16 protein-coding genes and 3 tRNA genes are annotated in these 20,342 nt (G+C 55.2%); 7 read left to right on the plus strand and 12 right to left on the minus strand.

What is annotated here, in order from left to right; genetic code table 11:
- Positions 1-23: 23 nt before the first annotated feature.
- The 4 genes from MWU64_RS08750 to dbpA form a co-directional block, all read right to left on the minus strand.
- Positions 24-1,346, minus strand: a complete 1,323-nt coding sequence (locus MWU64_RS08750) for a sodium ion-translocating decarboxylase subunit beta (protein ID WP_247063556.1) — start codon at positions 1,344-1,346, stop codon at positions 24-26.
- Positions 1,347-1,371: 25 nt separating this feature from the next.
- A complete protein-coding gene (gene oadA, locus MWU64_RS08755; RefSeq protein ID WP_247063558.1) occupies positions 1,372-3,153 on the minus strand; it encodes a sodium-extruding oxaloacetate decarboxylase subunit alpha in 1,782 nt (593 codons plus the stop codon).
- A 41-nt stretch (positions 3,154-3,194) separates the two neighbouring features.
- Positions 3,195-3,446: an OadG family protein gene (locus MWU64_RS08760; RefSeq protein ID WP_114335687.1), complete on the minus strand. Its 252-nt coding sequence runs from the start codon at positions 3,444-3,446 to the stop codon at positions 3,195-3,197.
- 217 nt (positions 3,447-3,663) lie between these two features.
- A complete protein-coding gene (dbpA, locus tag MWU64_RS08765) occupies positions 3,664-5,037 on the minus strand; it encodes an ATP-dependent RNA helicase DbpA (RefSeq protein WP_247063560.1) in 1,374 nt (457 codons plus the stop codon).
- Between the two features lie 103 nt (positions 5,038-5,140).
- On the opposite strand from dbpA, the gene MWU64_RS08770 reads away from it, so the two are divergent.
- Entirely contained in the window at positions 5,141-5,677 is a 537-nt protein-coding gene (locus MWU64_RS08770; RefSeq protein WP_247063562.1) for a DUF2058 domain-containing protein, read from the plus strand.
- Positions 5,678-5,805: 128 nt separating this feature from the next.
- Here MWU64_RS08770 and MWU64_RS08775 read toward each other — a convergent pair.
- From MWU64_RS08775 to alaS, 6 genes are all read right to left on the minus strand, one after another.
- A tRNA-Arg gene (locus MWU64_RS08775) sits at positions 5,806-5,882 on the minus strand.
- 21 nt (positions 5,883-5,903) lie between these two features.
- Positions 5,904-5,980 (minus strand) — tRNA-Arg (locus MWU64_RS08780).
- 60 nt (positions 5,981-6,040) lie between these two features.
- Positions 6,041-6,130 (minus strand) — tRNA-Ser (locus MWU64_RS08785).
- Between the two features lie 125 nt (positions 6,131-6,255).
- Complete coding sequence (gene csrA / locus MWU64_RS08790; RefSeq protein ID WP_133005221.1) at positions 6,256-6,453, minus strand: carbon storage regulator CsrA; 198 nt, start codon at positions 6,451-6,453, stop codon at positions 6,256-6,258.
- 171 nt (positions 6,454-6,624) lie between these two features.
- Complete coding sequence (locus tag MWU64_RS08795) at positions 6,625-7,863, minus strand: aspartate kinase (protein WP_247063563.1); 1,239 nt, start codon at positions 7,861-7,863, stop codon at positions 6,625-6,627.
- A 105-nt stretch (positions 7,864-7,968) separates the two neighbouring features.
- Positions 7,969-10,599 (minus strand): alanine--tRNA ligase, encoded by a 2,631-nt coding sequence (gene alaS, locus MWU64_RS08800; protein ID WP_247063564.1) that lies wholly within the window; start codon positions 10,597-10,599, stop codon positions 7,969-7,971.
- A 140-nt stretch (positions 10,600-10,739) separates the two neighbouring features.
- On the opposite strand from alaS, the gene MWU64_RS08805 reads away from it, so the two are divergent.
- Positions 10,740-11,276, plus strand: a complete 537-nt coding sequence (locus tag MWU64_RS08805) for an RDD family protein (protein WP_247063565.1) — start codon at positions 10,740-10,742, stop codon at positions 11,274-11,276.
- A gap of 17 nt (positions 11,277-11,293) precedes the next feature.
- Here the strand turns inward: MWU64_RS08805 and lptG are convergent, their stop codons facing one another.
- Together lptG and lptF are read right to left on the minus strand one after the other, a co-directional pair.
- Entirely contained in the window at positions 11,294-12,355 is a 1,062-nt protein-coding gene (gene lptG / locus MWU64_RS08810) for an LPS export ABC transporter permease LptG (RefSeq protein ID WP_247063566.1), read from the minus strand.
- Positions 12,348-13,451: an LPS export ABC transporter permease LptF gene (lptF, locus tag MWU64_RS08815; protein ID WP_247063567.1), complete on the minus strand. Its 1,104-nt coding sequence runs from the start codon at positions 13,449-13,451 to the stop codon at positions 12,348-12,350. The genes lptG and lptF overlap by 8 nt, the downstream gene beginning before the upstream one ends.
- Positions 13,452-13,672: 221 nt before the next feature.
- On the opposite strand from lptF, the gene MWU64_RS08820 reads away from it, so the two are divergent.
- From MWU64_RS08820 to MWU64_RS08840, 5 genes are all read left to right on the plus strand, one after another.
- Positions 13,673-15,163 (plus strand): leucyl aminopeptidase, encoded by a 1,491-nt coding sequence (locus MWU64_RS08820; RefSeq protein WP_247063568.1) that lies wholly within the window; start codon positions 13,673-13,675, stop codon positions 15,161-15,163.
- A complete protein-coding gene (locus MWU64_RS08825) occupies positions 15,153-15,665 on the plus strand; it encodes a DNA polymerase III subunit chi (protein ID WP_247063569.1) in 513 nt (170 codons plus the stop codon). Before MWU64_RS08820 ends, MWU64_RS08825 begins: the two co-directional genes overlap by 11 nt.
- Before the next feature lie 343 nt (positions 15,666-16,008).
- Positions 16,009-18,861: a valine--tRNA ligase gene (locus MWU64_RS08830; protein WP_247063570.1), complete on the plus strand. Its 2,853-nt coding sequence runs from the start codon at positions 16,009-16,011 to the stop codon at positions 18,859-18,861.
- 4 nt (positions 18,862-18,865) lie between these two features.
- A complete protein-coding gene (locus MWU64_RS08835) occupies positions 18,866-19,750 on the plus strand; it encodes a 2-dehydropantoate 2-reductase (RefSeq protein ID WP_247063572.1) in 885 nt (294 codons plus the stop codon).
- Positions 19,751-19,777: 27 nt separating this feature from the next.
- Positions 19,778-20,335, plus strand: coding sequence for a cob(I)yrinic acid a,c-diamide adenosyltransferase (locus MWU64_RS08840; RefSeq protein WP_247063683.1), 558 nt, complete (start codon positions 19,778-19,780; stop codon positions 20,333-20,335).
- The last annotated feature ends 7 nt before the right edge of the window (positions 20,336-20,342 follow it).

A 20,342-nucleotide genomic window follows, 5' to 3' on the forward strand; every position in this document is an offset into this window, starting at 1 on the left:
TCTGGTACAGCTAGAAGTAAAGATCAGCTCAACAGCTTGATCATCACACCCGCCGCAACCGCAGAGCCGATTACACCAGCCACGTTAGGGCCCATAGCGTGCATCAACAGGAAGTTCTGCGGGTTAGCCTCAAGGCCAACTTTGTTGGATACCCGCGCTGCCATTGGCACCGCAGATACACCGGCAGAACCGATAAGCGGGTTGATGGGGTCTTTGCTGACTTTGTTCATCAGCTTCGCCATCAGAACACCAGAGGCAGTACCCACACCGAACGCGACAACACCCAAGCCCAGAATACCCAGAGTCTGAGCATCCAGGAACTTGTCAGCCATCAACTTGGAGCCCACAGACAAACCAAGGAAGATAGTTACGATGTTGATCAGTGCGTTCTGGGCCGTATCGCTCAAGCGCTCAACTACACCACATTCACGCATCAGGTTACCGAAGCAGAACATACCCAGCAGCGGCGCTGCATCTGGCAGGAACAGTACAACAGCAATCAGAACAACCAGCGGGAAAACAATCTTTTCCTTCTTGCTGACCGGACGCAGCTGGCTCATTTTAATAGCCCGCTCTTCCTTGCTGGTCAGCGCCTTCATGATTGGCGGCTGAATCATCGGAACCATGGCCATGTAGGCGTATGCCGATACGGCAATGGCGCCCAGCAGATGCGGAGCCAATACGCTGGCGACATAGATGGAGGTCGGACCATCAGCACCACCGATGATACCGATCGCGGCCGCTTCAAGAATGTTGAATTCCAGAACGCCAGTCCAATCCAGCAACGCGGCACCAATCACGGTACCAAAGATACCGAACTGAGCGGCTGCGCCCAGCAGCATGGTCTTCGGGTTTGCAAGCAGAGGACCAAAATCGGTCATTGCGCCTACACCCATAAAGATCAGCAGCGGCCCGATGGTGCTGCCAATAACCACGGAGTAGAAGTTGTACAGCATACCGTTGCCGTAGCCGAAGTCTTGGGCAAGGGAGTTCGCCATCGCCATTTCAGAATAGCTGGCTTCTTTAACCGCTACTTTGAAGGCTTCCTTCAGCTCAGGCGTTACCGCCTGCCCCGCTTGATAGGCAACATCTAGTGGAACAGCCAATGCCGCCAGAACCTGGGTCGCATCGCTCTTCAGTGCAAAATGAATCGCATTTTCCGCCGCAGTCAGGGCCAGCCCTGCCTCCGGGATGTTCGCCAGAATACCGCCGAAACCGATTGGCACCAGCAGCAGTGGCTCAAAGCCCTTACGAATCGCAAGGAACAGAAGAAGCAGGCCGATGGCGATCATCACCACCTGACCAAACTCTATGTTGAACAGGCCACTGCCTGTCCATAGCGTCATTATCTTATCCATGGAATGCTGGCCCTTATGCGATTGTCAGCATTTCATCATCAACAGAGACGGCATCACCGACTTTGATGAAGACTTCACCGATGGTTCCGGCCTTGGACGCGCGAATCTCGGTTTCCATTTTCATGGCCTCGAGAATGATCAGCACGTCACCTTCTTCAACCGTGTCTCCAGGAGAAACCAGAACCTTCCAGATGTTGCCGCTCAACGGCGCGCTAACAGGCTCACCGCCGCCGGCAGGTACTGGAGCAGCCGCCGCCGGGGCCGCGCTGGAACCGCCCTGGCCTTCGATCTGGCTGATTTCACCACCTTCGGTAACGGCAACAACGTACTTCTGGCCGTTCACCTCAACGGTGTAGTTCTCAGGTCCTTCAGCTTTCTTGGCCGGAGCCACGTCGTCAGCACTTGGTACTGGCTCGAAAGCGTCTGCATTGCCACGGTTCTCCAGGAACTTCAGGCCAATCTGCGGGAACAGTGCGTAAGTTAGAACGTCGTCTACTTCCTGCTCAGCCAGCTTAATGCCCTTCTCGCCTGCCAGGCCTTTCAGCTCTGCAGTCAACTTGTCCATTTCAGGCTCAATGTTGTCTGCCGGGCGACAAGTAATTGCTTCGGCACCATCCAGAACGCGCTCTTGCAGCTCTTTGTTGAACGGCGCCGGTGCAGAGCCGTACTCGCCCTTCAGGATCGCAGAGGTTTCTTTGGAGATAGACTTGTAGCGCTCACCGGTCAGTACGTTCAGAACAGCCTGAGTACCTACAATCTGAGACGTCGGAGTTACCAGCGGGATGTAACCCAGGTCTTCACGTACCTTTGGAATTTCGGCAAGAACTTCGTCGAACTTGTCAGTCGCGTTCTGCTCGCGCAGCTGGTTTTCCATGTTGGTCAGCATGCCACCCGGAACCTGAGCAATCAGGATTCGGGAGTCTGTACCACGCAGGCTACCTTCAAACTTCGCATACTTCTTACGAACTTCGCGGAAGTAGGAAGCAATTTCTTCAAGCAGGTTCAGATCCAGGCCGGTATCACGGTCGGTACCTTCCAGAATCGCAACCACTGCTTCAGTGGGCGAATGACCGTAAGTCATACTCATGGAAGAGATAGCGGTATCTACGTTGTCGATACCCGCTTCCGCAGCTTTGATCGCCGTAGCAGTAGACATGCCCGTGGTGGCGTGGCACTGCATGTGAATCGGGATATCCAATTCTTTCTTCAGGCGGCTGACCAGGTCGTAGGCAACGTAGGGCTTCAGAATACCGGCCATGTCTTTGATGGCGATGGAGTCGGCACCCATGTCGGCGACTTCTTTTGCCAACTCAACCCACATATCAAGAGTGTGCACAGGGCTGGTGGTGTAAGAAATAGTGCCCTGAGCATGCTTTCCTGTTTTACGAACCGCTTTAATAGCAGTCGCCAAGTTGCGAGGATCGTTCATCGCATCGAAGATACGGAACACATCAACGCCGTTTTCGGCAGCACGATCTACAAAACGCTCTACCACGTCATCCGCGTAATGACGGTAGCCCAGCAGGTTCTGGCCACGCAGCAACATCTGCTGTGGCGTGTTAGGCATTACTTTTTTCAGTTCGCGGATACGCTCCCAGGGGTCTTCGCCCAGGTAACGAATGCAGGAGTCAAAGGTAGCACCACCCCAAGATTCCAAAGACCAGAAACCGACTTGATCGAGTTTCTCGGCAATCGGCAGCATGTCGTCCAGACGCATGCGGGTGGCAAGCAGGGATTGGTGGGCGTCACGTAAAATTACGTCCGTAATCCCCAGCGGTTTTTTCGTGTCAGTCATCGTGTCAGCCTTCTGTTAAAAGGTTCTAATCCGTTCCCGGGTCACTTCTTGTGGCGTGACCGGTATTGTGCAATCGCCTTCTTAATGGCCTCGGCGGTGTCAGGGTCAACCGACGTTGGCGCCTTGGGCTTGGCACGTGGCGTTCTGGCCGGGGTTGCCGGCTCTGGCGGAGCAAGCCGCAGAATGATCTTCGACATCAGGCCTGTTGCGAATACCAGAATAACCAGAAACGCGAACACGAAGCCCATACCGGCGATCATCAAATCTACGGCGTTTGACATCAGCTCATTCATAGTGAACAGCTACCTGTATTGGTTTGTGATTTCCCCGCCTCAATCACCCTCTTCCAGACAAATGCCTAGTAGCTTGTGAAATCAAAACGGGAGGCAAAATCCTGCGTAATTTACCGGTTTCATTGTTCTGGAGCAACCAAAAGCATATTTTTCTATAGGGATTTCCCGAGCGAAGATCGCAAAAAACGGTTCTATACACTCGGGCAAATCACCCTATTCAGGCATAACGCACGCGCATTTTTCGCCCCTTCACTTTTCCCTGCTCCAACCGCGACAATGCTTTGCCAGCCCAAGCCACTTCGACCGCTACGAAACACTGAAAATCAAACAGATCGATCTTCCCTACCGCAGAACCGGGAATGCCCGCCTCACCCGTTAACGCACCCAACACGTCACCGCGGCGAACCTTCTCTTTACGCCCTCCGGCAAGACACAGCGTTTTCATCGGCGGAGCAACAGGCCGAACCGGCTCTGCAAGCAGTTGAGCGGTATCCCCCCACTCTGCTGACATGCCTCGTGCACTTTCCAGCCGAGTGATCTTGTGACCCTGCTTTGGCGTACACAAAGTCACCGCATGCCCCTGCTCGCCCGCACGGCCTGTACGACCGATCCGGTGGGTATAAACTTCCGGGTCACGTGCCGGCTCAGCATTGATAACCAGCGGCAGACCTTTAATATCCAAACCGCGAGCCGCCACATCGGTCGCGACCAAAACGGTGCAACTTTGATTCGCAAACTGCACCAACGTGCTGTCACGCTCTCTCTGCTCCAGATCGCCGTGCAACGCAGACGCCGCGAACCCCATCTGTCTCAACGACGCGGCCAGATCGTCGCAGTCCCGCTTGGTTGTACAAAACACCAAACTCGCCGTCGGCTGGAACCGCGATAGCAACGCAGCCACCGCATCCACTTCCTGCCCGGACGCAATCTCGTAAAACAGCTCTTCAATCGTAGCGGTCGAGTCATTCACCTCGATCCGAACATCTTCCGGATCCACCTGAAAACGCTCACTCAAGGTGCGGATAGGCATCGGCCACGTCGCTGAGAACAACAAGGTCTGCCGGGAGGAAGGCGTTTGCGAAAGAATGCCTGCCACAACATCCTCAAACCCCATATCAAGCATGCGATCCGCTTCATCCAGAACCAGCGTGCTCAAATTCTCCAACGACAAGGTTCCCTTTCTCAGGTGATCTTCAACCCGCCCCGGAGTACCCACAATAATGTGGGCGCCATGGCTGAGCGAGCCGATCTGGGGACCAATAGATACACCACCGCACAAAGTCAGTACTTTGACGTTTTCTTTAGCCCGGGCCAGCTCCCGTAATGCTTTGGCCACTTGGTCCGCCAGCTCTCGGGTAGGACAAAGCACCAGCGCCTGAACTTTGAACCGCTTAGGCTGAAGCTTTTCAATCAGTGGAATGCCGAAAGCAGCGGTTTTGCCACTTCCGGTTTGAGCCATGGCGATGACGTCTTTGCCCGCCAACGCCGGCGGCAGCGCTTTTACTTGGATACCGGTCGGCTGCGCGAAGCCCAGCTGCTCAAGGTTAGCCAGCATGGTCGAAGAAAGGCCAAGCTCTTTAAAAGAAGACATAGAAAAATCCGTGGGGTGAATAATGATGGGTGATTGCGTTCGCTCTGACGGCGTATACTAGAGATAATTTGGTTAAGTTTATCACGAATCTACGGAGTCACTGATGGCGTCTTTGCAGGATCAATTACTCAAAGCCGGGCTTGCCGACGAGAAAAAGGCCCGCACTATTCGCTCTGAGAAGCGCAAACAACGCAAGCAACAACCCAAGGGCGCAACACAAGTTAACGAGGTTGAGGAGCGTGCACGCCAGGCCCGTCTTGAACAAGCCGAGCGCGACCGCCAACTGAACCTTGAACGCCAGAAAGAAGCGGATAGAAAAGCCATTCAGGCGCAGATTCGCCAACTGGTCGAAACCAATCGACTCGATCGCAGCCGCGGAGAAACGTCTTATCAGTTTGTGCACGAGAAAAAGATCAAAAAGATCTTCGTAGACGACCAGATGGTCGATCAACTGTCACGCGGCCGTTTAGCGGTTGTCTTTGTTAACGGCGAATACGAACTCGTTGCTGAAGGTGTCGCTCGCAAGATTATGGAGCGGGACGAAACAGCCGTGGTGGTTCTGCACGACCGCACGGCGGAAGACCAGGGCGACGACGATCCCTATGCCGGCTACGAAATACCCGACGATCTCATGTGGTAGTAAGCGTAGAAACAAAAAAACCGCTTCAATAACGAAGCGGTTTTTTATTGCGCACCTCATAATTGGTAACGCAGAAAGCAAAACGCCCCGGCTGTGGGTTACACAATCCGGGGCGCTCGACTTTAATATGGCGCGGCTGGGAGGATTCGAACCTCCGACCGCCTGGTTCGTAGCCAGGTACTCTATCCAGCTGAGCTACAGCCGCTAAAAACTTGTTTGCGAAAAATGGCGCGGCTGGGAGGATTCGAACCTCCGACCGCCTGGTTCGTAGCCAGGTACTCTATCCAGCTGAGCTACAGCCGCACATCTAGTCGCATGTGGTTGAAAGCAACTTCAACCTGTTCTCACTTTCCCGAAGGAAAATGGCGGAGAGGGAGGGATTCGAACCCTCGGTACGATTGCTCGTACGGTTCCTTAGCAGGGAACTGGTTTCAGCCACTCACCCACCTCTCCTTGAGAACGGTGCGTATACTACCACAACTTTTCTGTTTTCATAGGGTTGACACGATATTTTTCTAATCATTTTTCCCTAAAATTTAAAAAGCCGCTCAAGTTGTCCCTGAGCGGCTTTTTTCTGATCAACTATTGCCCGGTTCCGGCTCATCTGAGCCTTTTTCGGACTGAATACGCTGATAGATTTCTTCACGGTGAACCGCCACGTCTTTAGGAGCATTCACCCCGATACGAACCTGATTCCCCTTAACCCCCAGAACGGTAACGGTTACCTCGTCACCGATCATCAGAGTTTCGCCAACACGGCGAGTTAAAATAAGCATGTTCCATACTCCCTAATTGCAAAGCTATCTGTTCCGACTGTCACTACTTTGTACTTATTGCTTTTATAAAGGGATCACCTATCAAACTATAGACGCAATAACACTTATGCCAAAATAGTTCCTGATAGAAATATCCAATGACCCTCAAGTTCGCCCGCTAGCATCCTGCTTTCAAGCGTTCTCGTCTACCTCAGCATTTTCCAATCCGAACGTACTGTGCAACGCACGAACGGCCAGCTCGAGATACTTCTCATCGATCACCACCGAAACTTTGATTTCAGATGTGGAGATCATCTGTATGTTGATGCCCTCTTTGGACAGCGCTTCAAACATCTGCGTCGCGACACCTGCATGTGAGCGCATACCCACACCTACGATGCTGACTTTCGCTATCTTGCTGTCACCAATAACCTCACCGGCACCGATGTCTTCTGAAATGCGATTCAAAATATCCTGAGCGCGCTTCAGGTCCGGACGATTTACCGTGAATGTGAAGGCAGTCTTGTTATCCTGCCCAACGTTCTGAACAATCATGTCCACTTCAATATTGGCATCACTGATCGGCTTCAGAATACCCAGTGCACTGCCAGGAGTGTCCGGCACACCAGAAATCGTCAGTTTGGCTTCGTCACGGTTAAACGCTATGCCGGAAACAACCGGTTGTTCCATGGCTGTATCATCCTCAAAAGTAATCAGGGTTCCTTCACCGTCCTCAAAACTGGAAAGCACCCTTAATGGAACGTTGTATTTACCTGCAAATTCAACAGCGCGGATCTGGAGAACTTTTGAACCCAGACTCGCCATTTCGAGCATTTCTTCAAATGTAATACGATCCAGCCGCCGTGCACTGTCTACCACACGCGGATCGGTCGTATACACGCCATCCACATCGGTGTAGATCTGACATTCATCCGCCTTCAGAGCGGCCGCCAGTGCAACAGCCGTGGTATCGGAACCGCCACGCCCCAAGGTCGTGATGTTTCCTTGCTCGTCCACGCCCTGAAAACCCGCCACGACAATCACGCGGCCAGCATCTAGATCAGCCTGCATGCGGTGAGCGTCAATATCCTTGATACGAGCTTTATTGTGGCTGTTGTCCGTCAAAATACGAACCTGACCACCGGTGTATGAACGCGCATCACAACCACGCTTTTGCAGCGCCATGGACAACAGGGCAATGGTGACCTGCTCACCGGTTGATACCAACACATCCATTTCTCGCGGTGTGGGCTCATCCATAATGTCACCGGCCAATGCGATCAGACGATTCGTCTCACCGCTCATTGCGGACACCACGACAACGACATCATGACCTTCTTTGCGGAACCGACATACCTTCTCGGCCACCGCTTCAATCCGCTCGGTTGTTCCGACGGATGTACCTCCAAACTTTTGAACCAACAGAGCCATGCTTAGCCAAACTCCGAACCGGGGACCCAAAGCGGAACCTAAAGGCCCCGCCATCGTATTAAGCGAGCGAATTATAAACCCGTGCCCGCTTCGGAAAACAGCGCCTTACTGGATATTTCCTTCAACCCAGGCAGGCACACCCGCCAGAGCATCCGCCAGTTTCGACGCATCATTACCACCGCCCTGAGCCATGTCCGGGCGACCACCGCCTTTGCCGTCAACCTGGGCGCACAAATGCTTCATCAAATCGCCGGCTTTAACCTTGCCTATTGCCGATTTGGTAACGCCCGCAACCAACACCACTTTGCCACCTTCGATAGTAGCCAGCACAACCACACCTTCACCCAACTTGTTCTTAAGCTGGTCAGCGGTTTCCATCAGAGACTTGCGATCCGCACCATCCATCTGGGCCGCTACCACTTTAAGGTCACCCACCTGCACAGCCGAAGCCGCCAGGTCACTACCGGCCGAACTGGCCAGTTTCGCCTTCATAGCGGAGATTTCTTTTTCCAGCTGACGGTTGCGATCCAGTGTTTGCTGAACTTTGTCTACCACGGTTTCCCGAGTCGCCTTCACAAGCTTGGCGGTTTCACGCAGCGTGCTGTCAACTTCATCAACCCATGCCAACGCCCCCAAACCGGTGACAGCCTCAATACGACGAACGCCAGAGGAGATACCACTTTCAGAGGTAATTCGCATCATGCCGATATCGCCTGTACGAGACACGTGCGTACCGCCACAAAGTTCCACTGAATATCGTTCAGACCCCATACTCAACACGCGGACGACGTCACCGTACTTTTCACCAAACAGAGCCATGGCGCCTTTTTCCTGGGCGGTTTCCATGTCTGTAACGTCAATTTCAACCGGCGTGTTCTGAAGCACTTGCTCATTCACCTGGCGCTCAATTTCTTTCAATTGCTCGGGTGTAACCGCTTCAAAATGGGAGAAGTCAAAGCGCAGCTTGTCCGGATCAACCAGTGAACCTTTCTGATTAACGTGCTCACCCAACACCTTTCGGAGTGCCGCGTGCAGAAGGTGCGTTGCGGAGTGGTTGCGCTTGGTGCGCTCGCGACGCTCGTGATCGATACGGGCATCCACCTCTTGGCCCGGGCTCAACTCGCCTTCAACAAGTTTCCCCACGTGCAGGTGGTTATCCCCGTCTTTTCGCGTATCTGCCACTTCGAAGCGACCACCCTCCCACGTCAGAAGACCTGTATCACCCACCTGACCGCCAGATTCGGCATAGAACGGCGTACGCTCCAGCACAACCACACAATCATCACCGACAACCGCCTTACGCTCTTCGCCATCAACCAGCACCAAGCGTACGCGCTCTTTGCCATCGATGTGATCGTAACCGGTAAACTCGGTTTCACCCTCAATGCTGAGGCCTTCGGCGTTGTAATCAATGCCGAACTTACTGGCCGCCCTCGCCCGTTCACGCTGGGCTTCCATCGCTTTTTCATAGCCGGCGTAGTCCAGAGTCAGACCACGCTCACGAGCGATGTCGTTGGTGAGGTCCACCGGGAAACCGTAGGTGTCATAAAGCGTGAACACCGTTTCGCCAGGAATCTCATTACCGTTGAGCTCGGCAATGTCTTGCTCAAGCAAACGCAGACCTTTGTCGAGCGTTTTAGCGAACTGCTCTTCCTCTTGCAGCAGCACCTTCTCGATCTGCTTCAAACTGCTGACCAGCTGCGGGAAGGCATCGCCCATCAGATCCGCCAAAGGCTTGGCCAACTCGTGGAAGAACGGCCCGTTCGCGCCCAGCTTGTTACCATGGCGAGCAGCCCGTCGAATGATCCGACGCAGTACAAAACCTCGTCCTTCATTGGAGGGCATAACGCCATCTGCAATCAGGAACGAGCAGGAGCGAATGTGGTCCGCTACAACACGCAGAGAGGCTTCGGTCGTTGCTGCACCACCTAGAATTTCAGAAGCCGCTTTCAGCAGATCCTGGAACAAATCAATCTCGTAGTTGCTGTGCACGCCCTGCAACACCGCCGCGATGCGCTCAAGACCCATACCGGTATCAACAGAAGGCTTAGGCAGGTTCAGCATTTCACCATCGGCAGTGCGGTTGTACTGCATGAACACCACGTTCCAGATTTCGATGTAGCGGTCACCGTCTTCTTCCGGGCTGCCGGGAGGGCCACCCGACACATCCGGGCCATGGTCGTAAAAAATTTCGGTGCAGGGGCCGCAAGGACCGGTATCACCCATCTGCCAGAAGTTATCGGAGGCGTAGCGGGCACCTTTGTTGTCGCCAATGCGTACGATGCGATCAGCAGGCACGCCGACTTCTCTATTCCAGATATCGAAGGCTTCATCGTCATCGGCGTAAACGGTCACCCACAGTTTTTCTGTCGGTAAATTCAGCCATTCATCTCCGGTCAGAAAGGTCCAGGCAAAATTGATGGCTTCACGCTTGAAGTAATCACCAAAGCTGAAGTTGCCCAGCATCTCGAAAAAAGTGTGATGACGGGCGGTGTAGCCCACGTTTTCGAGATCGTTATGCTTGCCGCCCGCGCGCACACACTTCTGGGTTGAAGTTGCCCGGGTGTAATCGCGCTCTTCCCGACCAAGGAAGGTATCCTTGAACTGGTTCATGCCCGCGTTGGTAAACAGCAAGGTTGGATCGTCCGCTGGCACCAGCGAACTGCTTGGAACAATAGCGTGACCGTGCTGTTTGAAATAATCGAGGAACGTCTGTCGCAACTCTGCGGTTTTCATAGCCCTTTGATACCTTTCCAGAAACCCGCCGAGCAGCCGGCAGGTCCGCGATTGAATACGAATACTTACATGCGTGTGCAAATCCGCTACTCTAGCACACGCCGAGAACATGAAAAACGTGAAACCTCATAGGAGAACCCATGCCCCGCCGCTTCCACGACGCCGAGGAACTATTACCGCCAGCCACAGCATTAAAGCGGGCATTGGCCATCATCTACGACGGCCTGATCAGCATTGCTGTGCTATTGGTCACCACTTGGGTCTACACCATGATTGCCGGCTGGATAACAGGCTGGGATACCTATGAGCAAATGGCGGAAGCAGGCCAGCTATCCGGTGACCCCGGGCTAACGTTTGTCCTGTTCCTTGTGCTGTACCTGTTTTTTGCTTATTTCTGGACGCGCGCGGGCCAGACCTTGGGTATGCAGGTTTGGCGCGTACGCATCGAAAATCTGGACGGCACATCGGTGAGCTGGACGCAGTCTCTGCTGCGCTACGGCACCGCATCGGCCGTGGTTTTTCTGGCTATGCTCGGCGGCCACTACCTTGGCGCGGTCACATTGCTACTGACGGTACCGGCCATCGTCGCCCTGTTTTACCCGATCAACGGTCTTTCGATTACCGACCGTATGTCCGACAGCGTGGTTGTGGCCTTACCCAAACCCACCAAGAAGTAACCTGCCTTTGGGCCGGCTCAGCCGGCCCGCCTCATTAACACAGCCCCAACCGCCGCATTGATCAGTATCGGTGCCAGTACGGCAATCATCGGATTGAAACCGTAAACCATACTCATCGGCCCCAAAAGATCCTGCATATACTTGAACAGCAGCCCCACCAGCAAGCCGGTAAACACCCGGAACCCCATAGTGACCGAGCGCAGCGGCCCGAACACAAAGGAAATAGCCACCAGCACCATAACCGCCGTGCCCAACGGCATTAGCGCTTTCTTCCAGAATGCCAGCCAATATTGGGCGGCCGTAAGGCCTTGCTCCCCAAGGTACTGGGCATAGGTGAACAACCCGGTCATTGATAGGTTTTCAGGCTTCACGATCAGCACACTCAGTACTTCCGGGGACAAGCCGGTATCCCAGCGCAAGGATGCTTGCTCTTCACGAACCGTGCGCTCGTCTTCAATGCGAGTAGTGACGACGTTTTCAAGAATCCAGTGGTCGTCATGAAAGGCTGCCTTCTGCGCGAAACTGGATTGGGTCAGTTGCCGCTCGTCGTCAAACTCAAACAAAGAAACGCCCACCAACACACCGTCGGGCTGCACCGCGTTCAAGTGCATGAAGGTATCCCCTTCCCGATGCCAAACCCCATGAGCTTCAGCGACGTTCTTGCCGGCACCCATTGCAACCGCTTTATCGCTCTGAGCGATACGCTCGGTGGTTGGTGCCACATATTCACCAATAAATACACCCAACAATACGACGATCAACGCCGGCTTCATGGCCGACCAAACGATGCGCTTCAGAGAGACGCCCGCGGCCCGTATCACCGTCAATTCAGACGAGCTGGCCATGGTTCCCAGCCCGACCAGGCACCCCATGAAAGCGCCCAAAGGCAGGTAATCATAAATACGACGGGGCAATGTCAGCGCGACATACCAGAGCGCCTCCATGGTCTGATAGCCATTGCGAGTGTCTTCAAGCTCGGCAATAAACGCAAAAATCAGATCCAGCGACAGCACCACCACCATCACCAGAAACATGGCGCCGCCTACGGTGCTCATTACGTAGTTATCAATCTTACGCATGGGCCTTCGCCTCCTTTTCAAGGCGACGACGATTCAGCCACGCCGGGCCAAACTGCAGCCACAAGCCGAGCGTCAAGAACAGTGCGTGAACCCACAACATGCCCAGCCACTCCGGCACCTTGCCATCCGCCAGCGCATCTCTGGCAACAATCAGCAAACCGAGATAGGTGATGTACACCAACATGGCAGGCAGCAAATGGAAGAACCGGCCCTGCCTCGGGTTCACTCGACTCAGGCGCACCGCCAACAAGGTGATAATGGGAACAATCAACGGCAGAGAAATTCGCCAATGCAACAACGCTCGATCTTCGGGGTCATCCGAATACCAAAGGTCGAGAGTTGAAATCCCCTCTTCCAGCTGTTTAGTGCCGGCTTCACCACTTTGAATTTTCAAACCGTAGGCTTCAAACAGTGTCACACTGTGGTCAAGCTGTCCGGGTACGCCCTGAAAACGCCCGCCGTCTTCAAGAATCAAAAACCGGCTACCGGTTTCTTCGTCAATCAGCTGCGAGCCGGTTTCGGCCGTAATCAACGTAACCCCTTCGCCATCCCGGCCGTATTCCGCAATAAAAACGCCTTGTAACTGACGCTTGTCGTCGCTCAAAGACTCAGTATAGGTAACCCGGGTACCGGAGCTAAGATCCTGGAACCGGCCCGGTGCCAGCATCTCAAACTCGGTAGCTTTGCGCTGCTCGTTGAAAATCTGCTCAACCTGCTTCATGCCCCAGGGCGATACATACAAGCTCATAGCGCCCACCACGAACATGACCGGCAAGGCACCGAGCAGCGTTTTTGATAGCAATTGACGCTCACTCACGCCACATGCAAACAACACCGTCATCTCGCTTTCGAGGTACATGCGACCATAAGCCAGCAATATGCCGATGAACAAGCCCAGTGGAAGAATCAGCTCGAGAAACCCCGGGAAACGGTAACCCATGATGGCAAACAAAACGCCGGCGGCAATTTCACCCTCGGCGGCACTGCCCAGATACTTAATGAACCGGCCACTCATGAAAACCAGCAACAAAATGCCGGAAACGGCGAACATGCTCACCATGATCTGGCGAATGAGGTAACGGAAAATGATAGTCAAATCAGTCTCTCTGGTGGCGCCCGATTAGAAGATGGTGGATACAGGAAACTGCGCGTATTCTATGTAACCTTGCCACTGAATGACAGTAAAGCACTCAACCATTAAAGCCATTCAGGCAATATAGGCCGTCTGCTTGATTATTCGCGCTTTAACCCCAATCCTAGAGAACATGCAAAACGCTGGGCCAAGCCCAACACTCGAATCACACAACAGGAGTTGTCATGAATTTCAGCCTGAGCAGTAAAGCCATCACGGCGACCAACACCGACTGCCTCGTTATCGGATTGCCCGAAAATGGTGAATGGCCGGAAACCACCAAAGCAGCAGACCAGGCATTGGGAGGGCTGATCAAACAACTGGAACAAGCCGGCGACCTGACCGGCAAAAACGCCTCCGTCGCCACCTTGCCCCTGACTGAACAACCTTGGCAGCGTGTGATTGTCGTCGGCACAGGCAAAGATGATGAACGCAATTTGGCCAACTACCGTAAAGCGCTCATTGCCGCCGTAGGCGCACTTAAAGACGGGCCATCCAACAGCGTCTTCATCTGCCTGACCGACACCGAGATTCAGGGTTCAGAAGCCACCTCTTCCGAAGACGCTCGCCTGAACCTGCTTGGCCGCACTCTGGAAGAGCAGCTCTACACCTTCACCGGATTCAAGAGCGAGCAACCACCTGCCCGTAAATTGAACAACGTTGTCGTACAAGCGTCTGACGCCGACCAAACCCAGAAAGACGCCTTCAATCTGGGCCTGGCCACCGGCCGTGGCATGAACTACACCCGCGACCTGGGCAACACCCCGCCAAACGTTTGCCACCCCGTATGGCTGGCAGAACAAGCCCAAAACATGGCCAAAGAACACGACTGCATCAAAACCGAAATACTGGATGAGAAGCAGATGGCCGACATGGGCATGAACACCATTCTGGCGGTTGGCAAAGGCAGCACGCAGCCTCCTCGCCTGATCGTGATGGAATACCGTGGCGGCAAAGCCGACGAAAAACCTTACGTATTGGTCGGCAAAGGCATCACCTTTGACAGCGGCGGCATCAGCCTCAAGCCCGGCGCTGGCATGGACGAAATGAAATACGACATGGGCGGCTCCGCCAGCGTATTCGGCACTATGAAAGTACTGGCCGAAACCAAGCCCAGCATCAACGTCGTTGCCGTTATCGCAGCCGCTGAAAACATGCCAGACGGCTCAGCAACACGCCCGGGCGACATCGTCACCACTCTGAGCGGCAAGACCGTTGAAATCCTCAACACCGACGCTGAAGGCCGCCTGGTACTGTGCGACGCCCTCACCTACGTGAAAAAGTTCGACCCTGAAACCGTCATCGACCTGGCCACCCTCACCGGCGCCTGCATCATCGCCCTGGGCCACCAGGCAACCGGTATGCTCGCCAACGACGACGAACTGGCCAACGAACTGCTGGCCGCTGGCGAAAAAACCGGCGACCGAGCCTGGCGCCTGCCTCTGTGGGACGAATACCAAAGCCAGCTCGACAGCAATTTCGCTGACATCGCCAACATCGGCGGCCGCCCGGCAGGCACCATCACAGCCGCCTGCTTCCTGTCCCGGTTCACCAAAGAATACCGCTGGGCCCACCTTGACATCGCCGGCACGGCTTGGGACTCCGGCAAAGCCAAAGGCGCAACCGGCCGTCCGGTTCCCCTACTGGTCGACTACCTGATGTCCCATGCAGGGTAACAACCCAAGCAATCCCCCGGAGCCCGGCAGCTCAGCTGCCGGCAACTCCGGCCAGGATGCCAAAAACCAGCGCTACTGGTTCCACATCCTCGCCAAAAACACCCCAGCCGCCCGCAACCTCCACGCCGCCAAACTCGTGGACAAAGCCTGGCAGCAAGGCGACCGCGTGTGCGTGCTCTGCGAAAACCAGCAACAAGCGCAAGAACTCGATGACCTGCTCTGGAACTTCACCCCAGACGCCTTCATCCCCCACAGCATCGCAACCGATCCGAGCGCCCCATGCTCCGACCCTGTCGGCATCCTGCTCTACCCCCCGGCCGCTGCTGATTGGGAAACCGTCATCATCCTGTCCTCCACCCTGCCTGAACAGGCCGACCAATACCGAAGGCTGGCACTGGTCGCCCACAACGACCCGGGGGTACTCAACCAAGCTCGCGGCCACTACAAACAGCTTAGAAAGCTGGGTATCGAAGCGCGGGTACACGACATGCGAAAACGCTGACTAACACGTTTGCCCATCAAAAGGCATACGGTAGCTCACGACTTTCCAAGCACATCGAAACAGCACAAACTTGGGTGCGACAATAAGCCAGAGTTTGATAAGCGTAGTTGGGACAGGCTTTCCAAAAATTTCGTAGGCCATGGATGGCCGGAGAGAAGCGCTCAGGGACGAGCTTGTAGCGGTTTTTGGAAAGCCTGTCCCAACTTCGCTAACACCCAAACAAGCAGGCTATGAATATACGAGCACCGGAAGCTGAACGTTCGCCCGAACCAAAGCGACCATGTATAATGGCCGGTTTCAAACTTCCCCATCGTGAATCAACCAACGGTCACTGCAGAAACCCATGGAAAAAACCTACCAGCCAGAAAACATCGAGCGCCAGTGGTACGAAAACTGGGAATCCAAAGGGTACTTCCGCCCCAGCGGAGAAGGCCAGTCCTACAGCATCGCTATCCCGCCACCTAACGTGACCGGCAGCCTGCACATGGGCCACGCCTTCCAGCACACCATCATGGACACCCTCACCCGCTACAAGCGCATGCAGGGCAACAACACCGTCTGGACCGTCGGCACAGACCACGCCGGCATCGCCACCCAAATGGTTGTTGAGCGCAAACTCGCCGCAGAAGAAGGCAAAACCCGCCACGACCTCGGGCGGGAAGAATTCATCAAACGCATCTGGAACTGGAAAGAAGAATCCGGCGGAACCATCACCCGCCAGATGCGCCGCCTTGGCAACTCCGTAGACTGGGACAACGAACGCTTCACCATGGACGATGGCTTCTACAAAGCCGTACAGGAAGTGTTCATCCGCCTATACGAAGACGGCCTCGTCTACCGCGGCAAACGACTGGTCAACTGGGACCCGAAACTGCACACCGCCATCTCCGATCTGGAAGTGGAAAACAAAGAAGAAAAAGGCTTCTTCTGGCACCTGCGCTACCCGCTGGCTGACGGCGCAACCACCCAAGACGGCAAAGACTACGTCGTGGTCGCCACCACCCGTCCCGAAACCATGCTGGGCGACACCGCCGTAGCCGTACACCCGGACGACGAACGTTACCAGCACCTGATCGGCAAGCACGTGATGCTGCCGCTGGTAAACCGCAGAATCCCGATTGTGGCCGACCACCACGCTGACCCGGAAAAGGGCTCCGGCTGCGTCAAAATCACACCGGCCCACGACTTTAACGACTACGCCGTCGGCAAACGCAACAACCTGCCGATGATCAACGTCCTGACCCAGGATGCCAATATTCGTGACGTTGCCGAAGTCTTCAACAGCGACGGCACCGAAAACAGCGACATCGACGGCCGCATGCCAGCGGCCTACGCCGGCCTCACCCGCGAAGCGGCGCGTAAGCAAATCGTTGCCGACATGGAAGCCGAAGGCCTGGTACAACAGGTTGAAGATCACGTACTGAGCGTACCCCGTGGCGACCGCTCAGGCCTGATCATTGAGCCTATGCTCACCGATCAATGGTTTGCCGATGCCAAAACCCTGGCCAAGCCCGCCATTGAAGCGGTAGAAGACGGTCGTATCCAGTTTGTGCCCAAGCAGTACGAAAACATGTACTTCTCCTGGATGCGGGACATTCAGGACTGGTGTATCTCCCGCCAGCTTTGGTGGGGCCACCGGATTCCGGCCTGGTACGATGCCGAAGGCAACATCTACGTCGGGCGCGACGAAGACGAAGTGCGCAAAAAGCACAACCTGTCCGCCGATCTGGAACTGAAACAAGACGACGACGTACTGGACACCTGGTTCAGCTCCGCGCTGTGGACCTTTGGCACCTTGGGTTGGCCGGAAATCACCGAACGCCTGAAAACCTTCCACCCCACCGACGTGCTGGTCACCGGATTCGACATCATCTTCTTCTGGGTTGCCCGGATGATCATGATGACCATGCACTTCATGAAAAACGAAGACGGCACCCCGCAAGTTCCGTTCAAAACCGTTTACGTGACCGGCCTGATCCGCGACGAACACGGTGACAAGATGTCCAAATCCAAGGGCAACGTCATCGATCCGCTGGACATGATCGACGGCATCGGCCTGGACGAACTGCTGGAAAAGCGCACCGGTAATCTCATGCAGCCCAAGCTGGCCGAAAAGATCGGTAAGCGCACCAAGAAGGAATTCCCGGAAGGCATCGCGGCCCACGGCACCGATGCCCTGCGTTTCACCCTGGCGGCCATGGCCACCACCGGCCGTGACATCAACTGGGACATGAAACGACTGGAAGGCTACCGCAACTTCTGCAACAAGCTGTGGAACGCCGCGCGCTACGTGCTGATGAACACCGAAGGCGAAGACTGCGGTGTGAACGACGAGCCCGTAGAACTGTCGCTGGCGGATCGCTGGATCATCAGCGAGCTGCAGCACTGCGAACAGGAAGTGACTCGTCACCTTGAGCAGTACCGCTTCGATTTGGCGGCTTACGCGCTCTACGAGTTCATCTGGAACGAATACTGCGACTGGTACCTGGAACTGGCCAAGCCCTGCCTGAGCAATGACAGCGGCAGCGTTGAAGCCAAGCGCGGCACCCGCCGCACGCTGGTACGGGTTCTGGAAGCCATCCTGCGCCTGGCGCACCCGATGATGCCTTACATCACCGAAGAAATCTGGCAGCGCATTGCGCCTCTGGCCGGCAAGAGCGGCGACAGCATCATGCTGCAACCCTTCCCGCAGCCGGAAGAGAGCAAACAGGACGCCACCGCCAAAGCCGACATCGAATGGGTGAAAGGCGTTATCGTCGCAGTACGCAACATCCGTGGCGAGATGAACATTTCCCCGGGCAAGCCGGTACCGGTATTCCTGAAAGGCGGCAACAGCGAAGACGAACACCGCCTGAATGCCAACCGTCAGTTCCTTATGTCCTTGGCTAAGCTTGAGAAGCTGGAATGGCTGGGTTCAGAAAAAGCCCCCATGAGTGCCACTCAGTTGGTTGGCGAGATGGAAGTTCTGGTTCCCATGGCTGGCCTGATCGACAAAGATGCCGAGCTCAAACGCCTCGACAAAGAACTGGATCGCTTGCAAAAAGAAATCGCCCGGGTTGAAGGCAAGCTGAGCAATGAGAAGTTCACTGCCAAGGCTCCGGCTGAAGTGATCGAAAAAGAGAAAGGCAAACTGCGCGATGCCCAAGGTAGCCTGCAACGGTTGAGTGCACAGCGAGCCGAAATCGAGGCCATGTAAGACCATGATTGCGATTCTGGGCGCCGGCTCCCTGGGCCGGCTTTGGGCGGCCAAGCTCCCTGCCGGGCATGTAGCTTTTGTGCCCCGCCCAGAGCAATCACTCGAACCGCTAGCCTACCGGTTCCGGCCCATCCACGGGCCGGAAGCCTCTGTGCACATACCTTGGCTTTCCAACGCTCAACCGGCTTCCTTGCTGATCGTCACCACCAAAGCCGGCGATACTTTAGACGCACTGAAACCGTTAGTTTCTCGACTACCCGAAACCACCCCGATTGTTTTATTTCAAAACGGCCTTGGCAGCCAGCAACGTGTGGCTGAAACCTGGCCCAGCCGCCCGGTTCTTGCGGCGACAACCACCGAAGGTGCAAATCGCCCAGAATCCGCACTGGCCGTCCATGCCGGGCAAGGCGAAACCTGGGTTGGCGCACTCACGGCCACTGGCGAAACTCACCTTTCAGAAACCGTTTCCACACTCGCCGCAAGCGGCCTGAGCATCAACACTGAAACCGACATTCTTAGCAGACTCTGGCAGAAACTGATCATCAACGCCGGTATCAACCCTTTCACCGCCATCCTGAACTGCCCGAACGGAAAGATTCTGACTCACTCGTTTTACCAACGGTGGATTGATCCACTATGCCACGAAATCAGCGCACTCCTCACGGCCAGCGACCAACCTCTACGATCTCCTACAGCACTTCGAGAAGCCATAGAAAAGGTCGCGCTTAGCACCGCCACCAATACCTCCTCAATGCGGGCAGACCGGTTGGCCGGGCGGACCACTGAAATCGAATTCATTAACGGCTATTTGGCGCGCCTGGGGGCTGAATCCGGCATCGAAACCCCGGTGAACCAAATGCTCACCGATCAAGTAAAACAACTGCATTGACCCGACCTCACCAGGAGCACAATGACTATGGGCAACCGCCTTTCCAAGATTTACACCCGAACGGGCGATGACGGAACCACAGGGCTTGCGGACGGCAACCGCGTCACCAAAAACGCTCTGCGCGTAGAAGCCATGGGCACCGTCGACGAGCTGAATTGCCATATCGGCATTCTGGTTGAAACCCTGCCTGCTGACGATGCCTTAGTGGACCTGTTTCGCCGCATTCAGCACCACCTGTTCGACATCGGCGGCGAATTCGCAATTCCGGGCAGCGTGATGATTGGTGAAAAACACATCAACTGGCTCGAGCAAGTGCTGGACGAACACAACGAAGACCTGCCACCTCTCAAGAATTTCATATTACCCGGAGGCTCTCCCGCAGCCGCGCAGTGTCATTTAGCCCGGGCCGTATGCCGCCGCGCTGAACGGATTGTAGTTGGCCTGAGCCAGGACGAAGACATCAATGCCGGTGCGCGACAATATCTGAACCGTCTTTCGGATCTGCTGTTCGTGGTATCACGGGTACTCGCCCGCCGGGAAGGGGCAAAAGAAATTCTTTGGGAGCAACAAAAATCCGGCCTCTGAGGACCGG

The organism is Marinobacter sp. S0848L (assembly GCF_023016065.1).
In the GTDB taxonomy this organism is placed as follows: Bacteria; Pseudomonadota; Gammaproteobacteria; order Pseudomonadales; family Oleiphilaceae; genus Marinobacter.

Coding starts and splice junctions, on each gene's coding strand:
- MWU64_RS08750 (WP_247063556.1), bottom strand. CDS start 1,346: ATGACGCTATGGACAGGCAGTGGCCTGTTCAACATAGAGTTTGGTCAG.
- oadA (WP_247063558.1), bottom strand. CDS start 3,153: ATGACTGACACGAAAAAACCGCTGGGGATTACGGACGTAATTTTACGT.
- MWU64_RS08760 (WP_114335687.1), bottom strand. CDS start 3,446: ATGAATGAGCTGATGTCAAACGCCGTAGATTTGATGATCGCCGGTATG.
- dbpA (WP_247063560.1), bottom strand. CDS start 5,037: ATGTCTTCTTTTAAAGAGCTTGGCCTTTCTTCGACCATGCTGGCTAAC.
- MWU64_RS08770 (WP_247063562.1), top strand. CDS start 5,141: ATGGCGTCTTTGCAGGATCAATTACTCAAAGCCGGGCTTGCCGACGAG.
- csrA (WP_133005221.1), bottom strand. CDS start 6,453: ATGCTTATTTTAACTCGCCGTGTTGGCGAAACTCTGATGATCGGTGAC.
- MWU64_RS08795 (WP_247063563.1), bottom strand. CDS start 7,863: ATGGCTCTGTTGGTTCAAAAGTTTGGAGGTACATCCGTCGGAACAACC.
- alaS (WP_247063564.1), bottom strand. CDS start 10,599: ATGAAAACCGCAGAGTTGCGACAGACGTTCCTCGATTATTTCAAACAG.
- MWU64_RS08805 (WP_247063565.1), top strand. CDS start 10,740: ATGCCCCGCCGCTTCCACGACGCCGAGGAACTATTACCGCCAGCCACA.
- lptG (WP_247063566.1), bottom strand. CDS start 12,355: ATGCGTAAGATTGATAACTACGTAATGAGCACCGTAGGCGGCGCCATG.
- MWU64_RS08820 (WP_247063568.1), top strand. CDS start 13,673: ATGAATTTCAGCCTGAGCAGTAAAGCCATCACGGCGACCAACACCGAC.
- MWU64_RS08825 (WP_247063569.1), top strand. CDS start 15,153: ATGCAGGGTAACAACCCAAGCAATCCCCCGGAGCCCGGCAGCTCAGCT.
- MWU64_RS08830 (WP_247063570.1), top strand. CDS start 16,009: ATGGAAAAAACCTACCAGCCAGAAAACATCGAGCGCCAGTGGTACGAA.
- MWU64_RS08835 (WP_247063572.1), top strand. CDS start 18,866: ATGATTGCGATTCTGGGCGCCGGCTCCCTGGGCCGGCTTTGGGCGGCC.
- MWU64_RS08840 (WP_247063683.1), top strand. CDS start 19,778: ATGGGCAACCGCCTTTCCAAGATTTACACCCGAACGGGCGATGACGGA.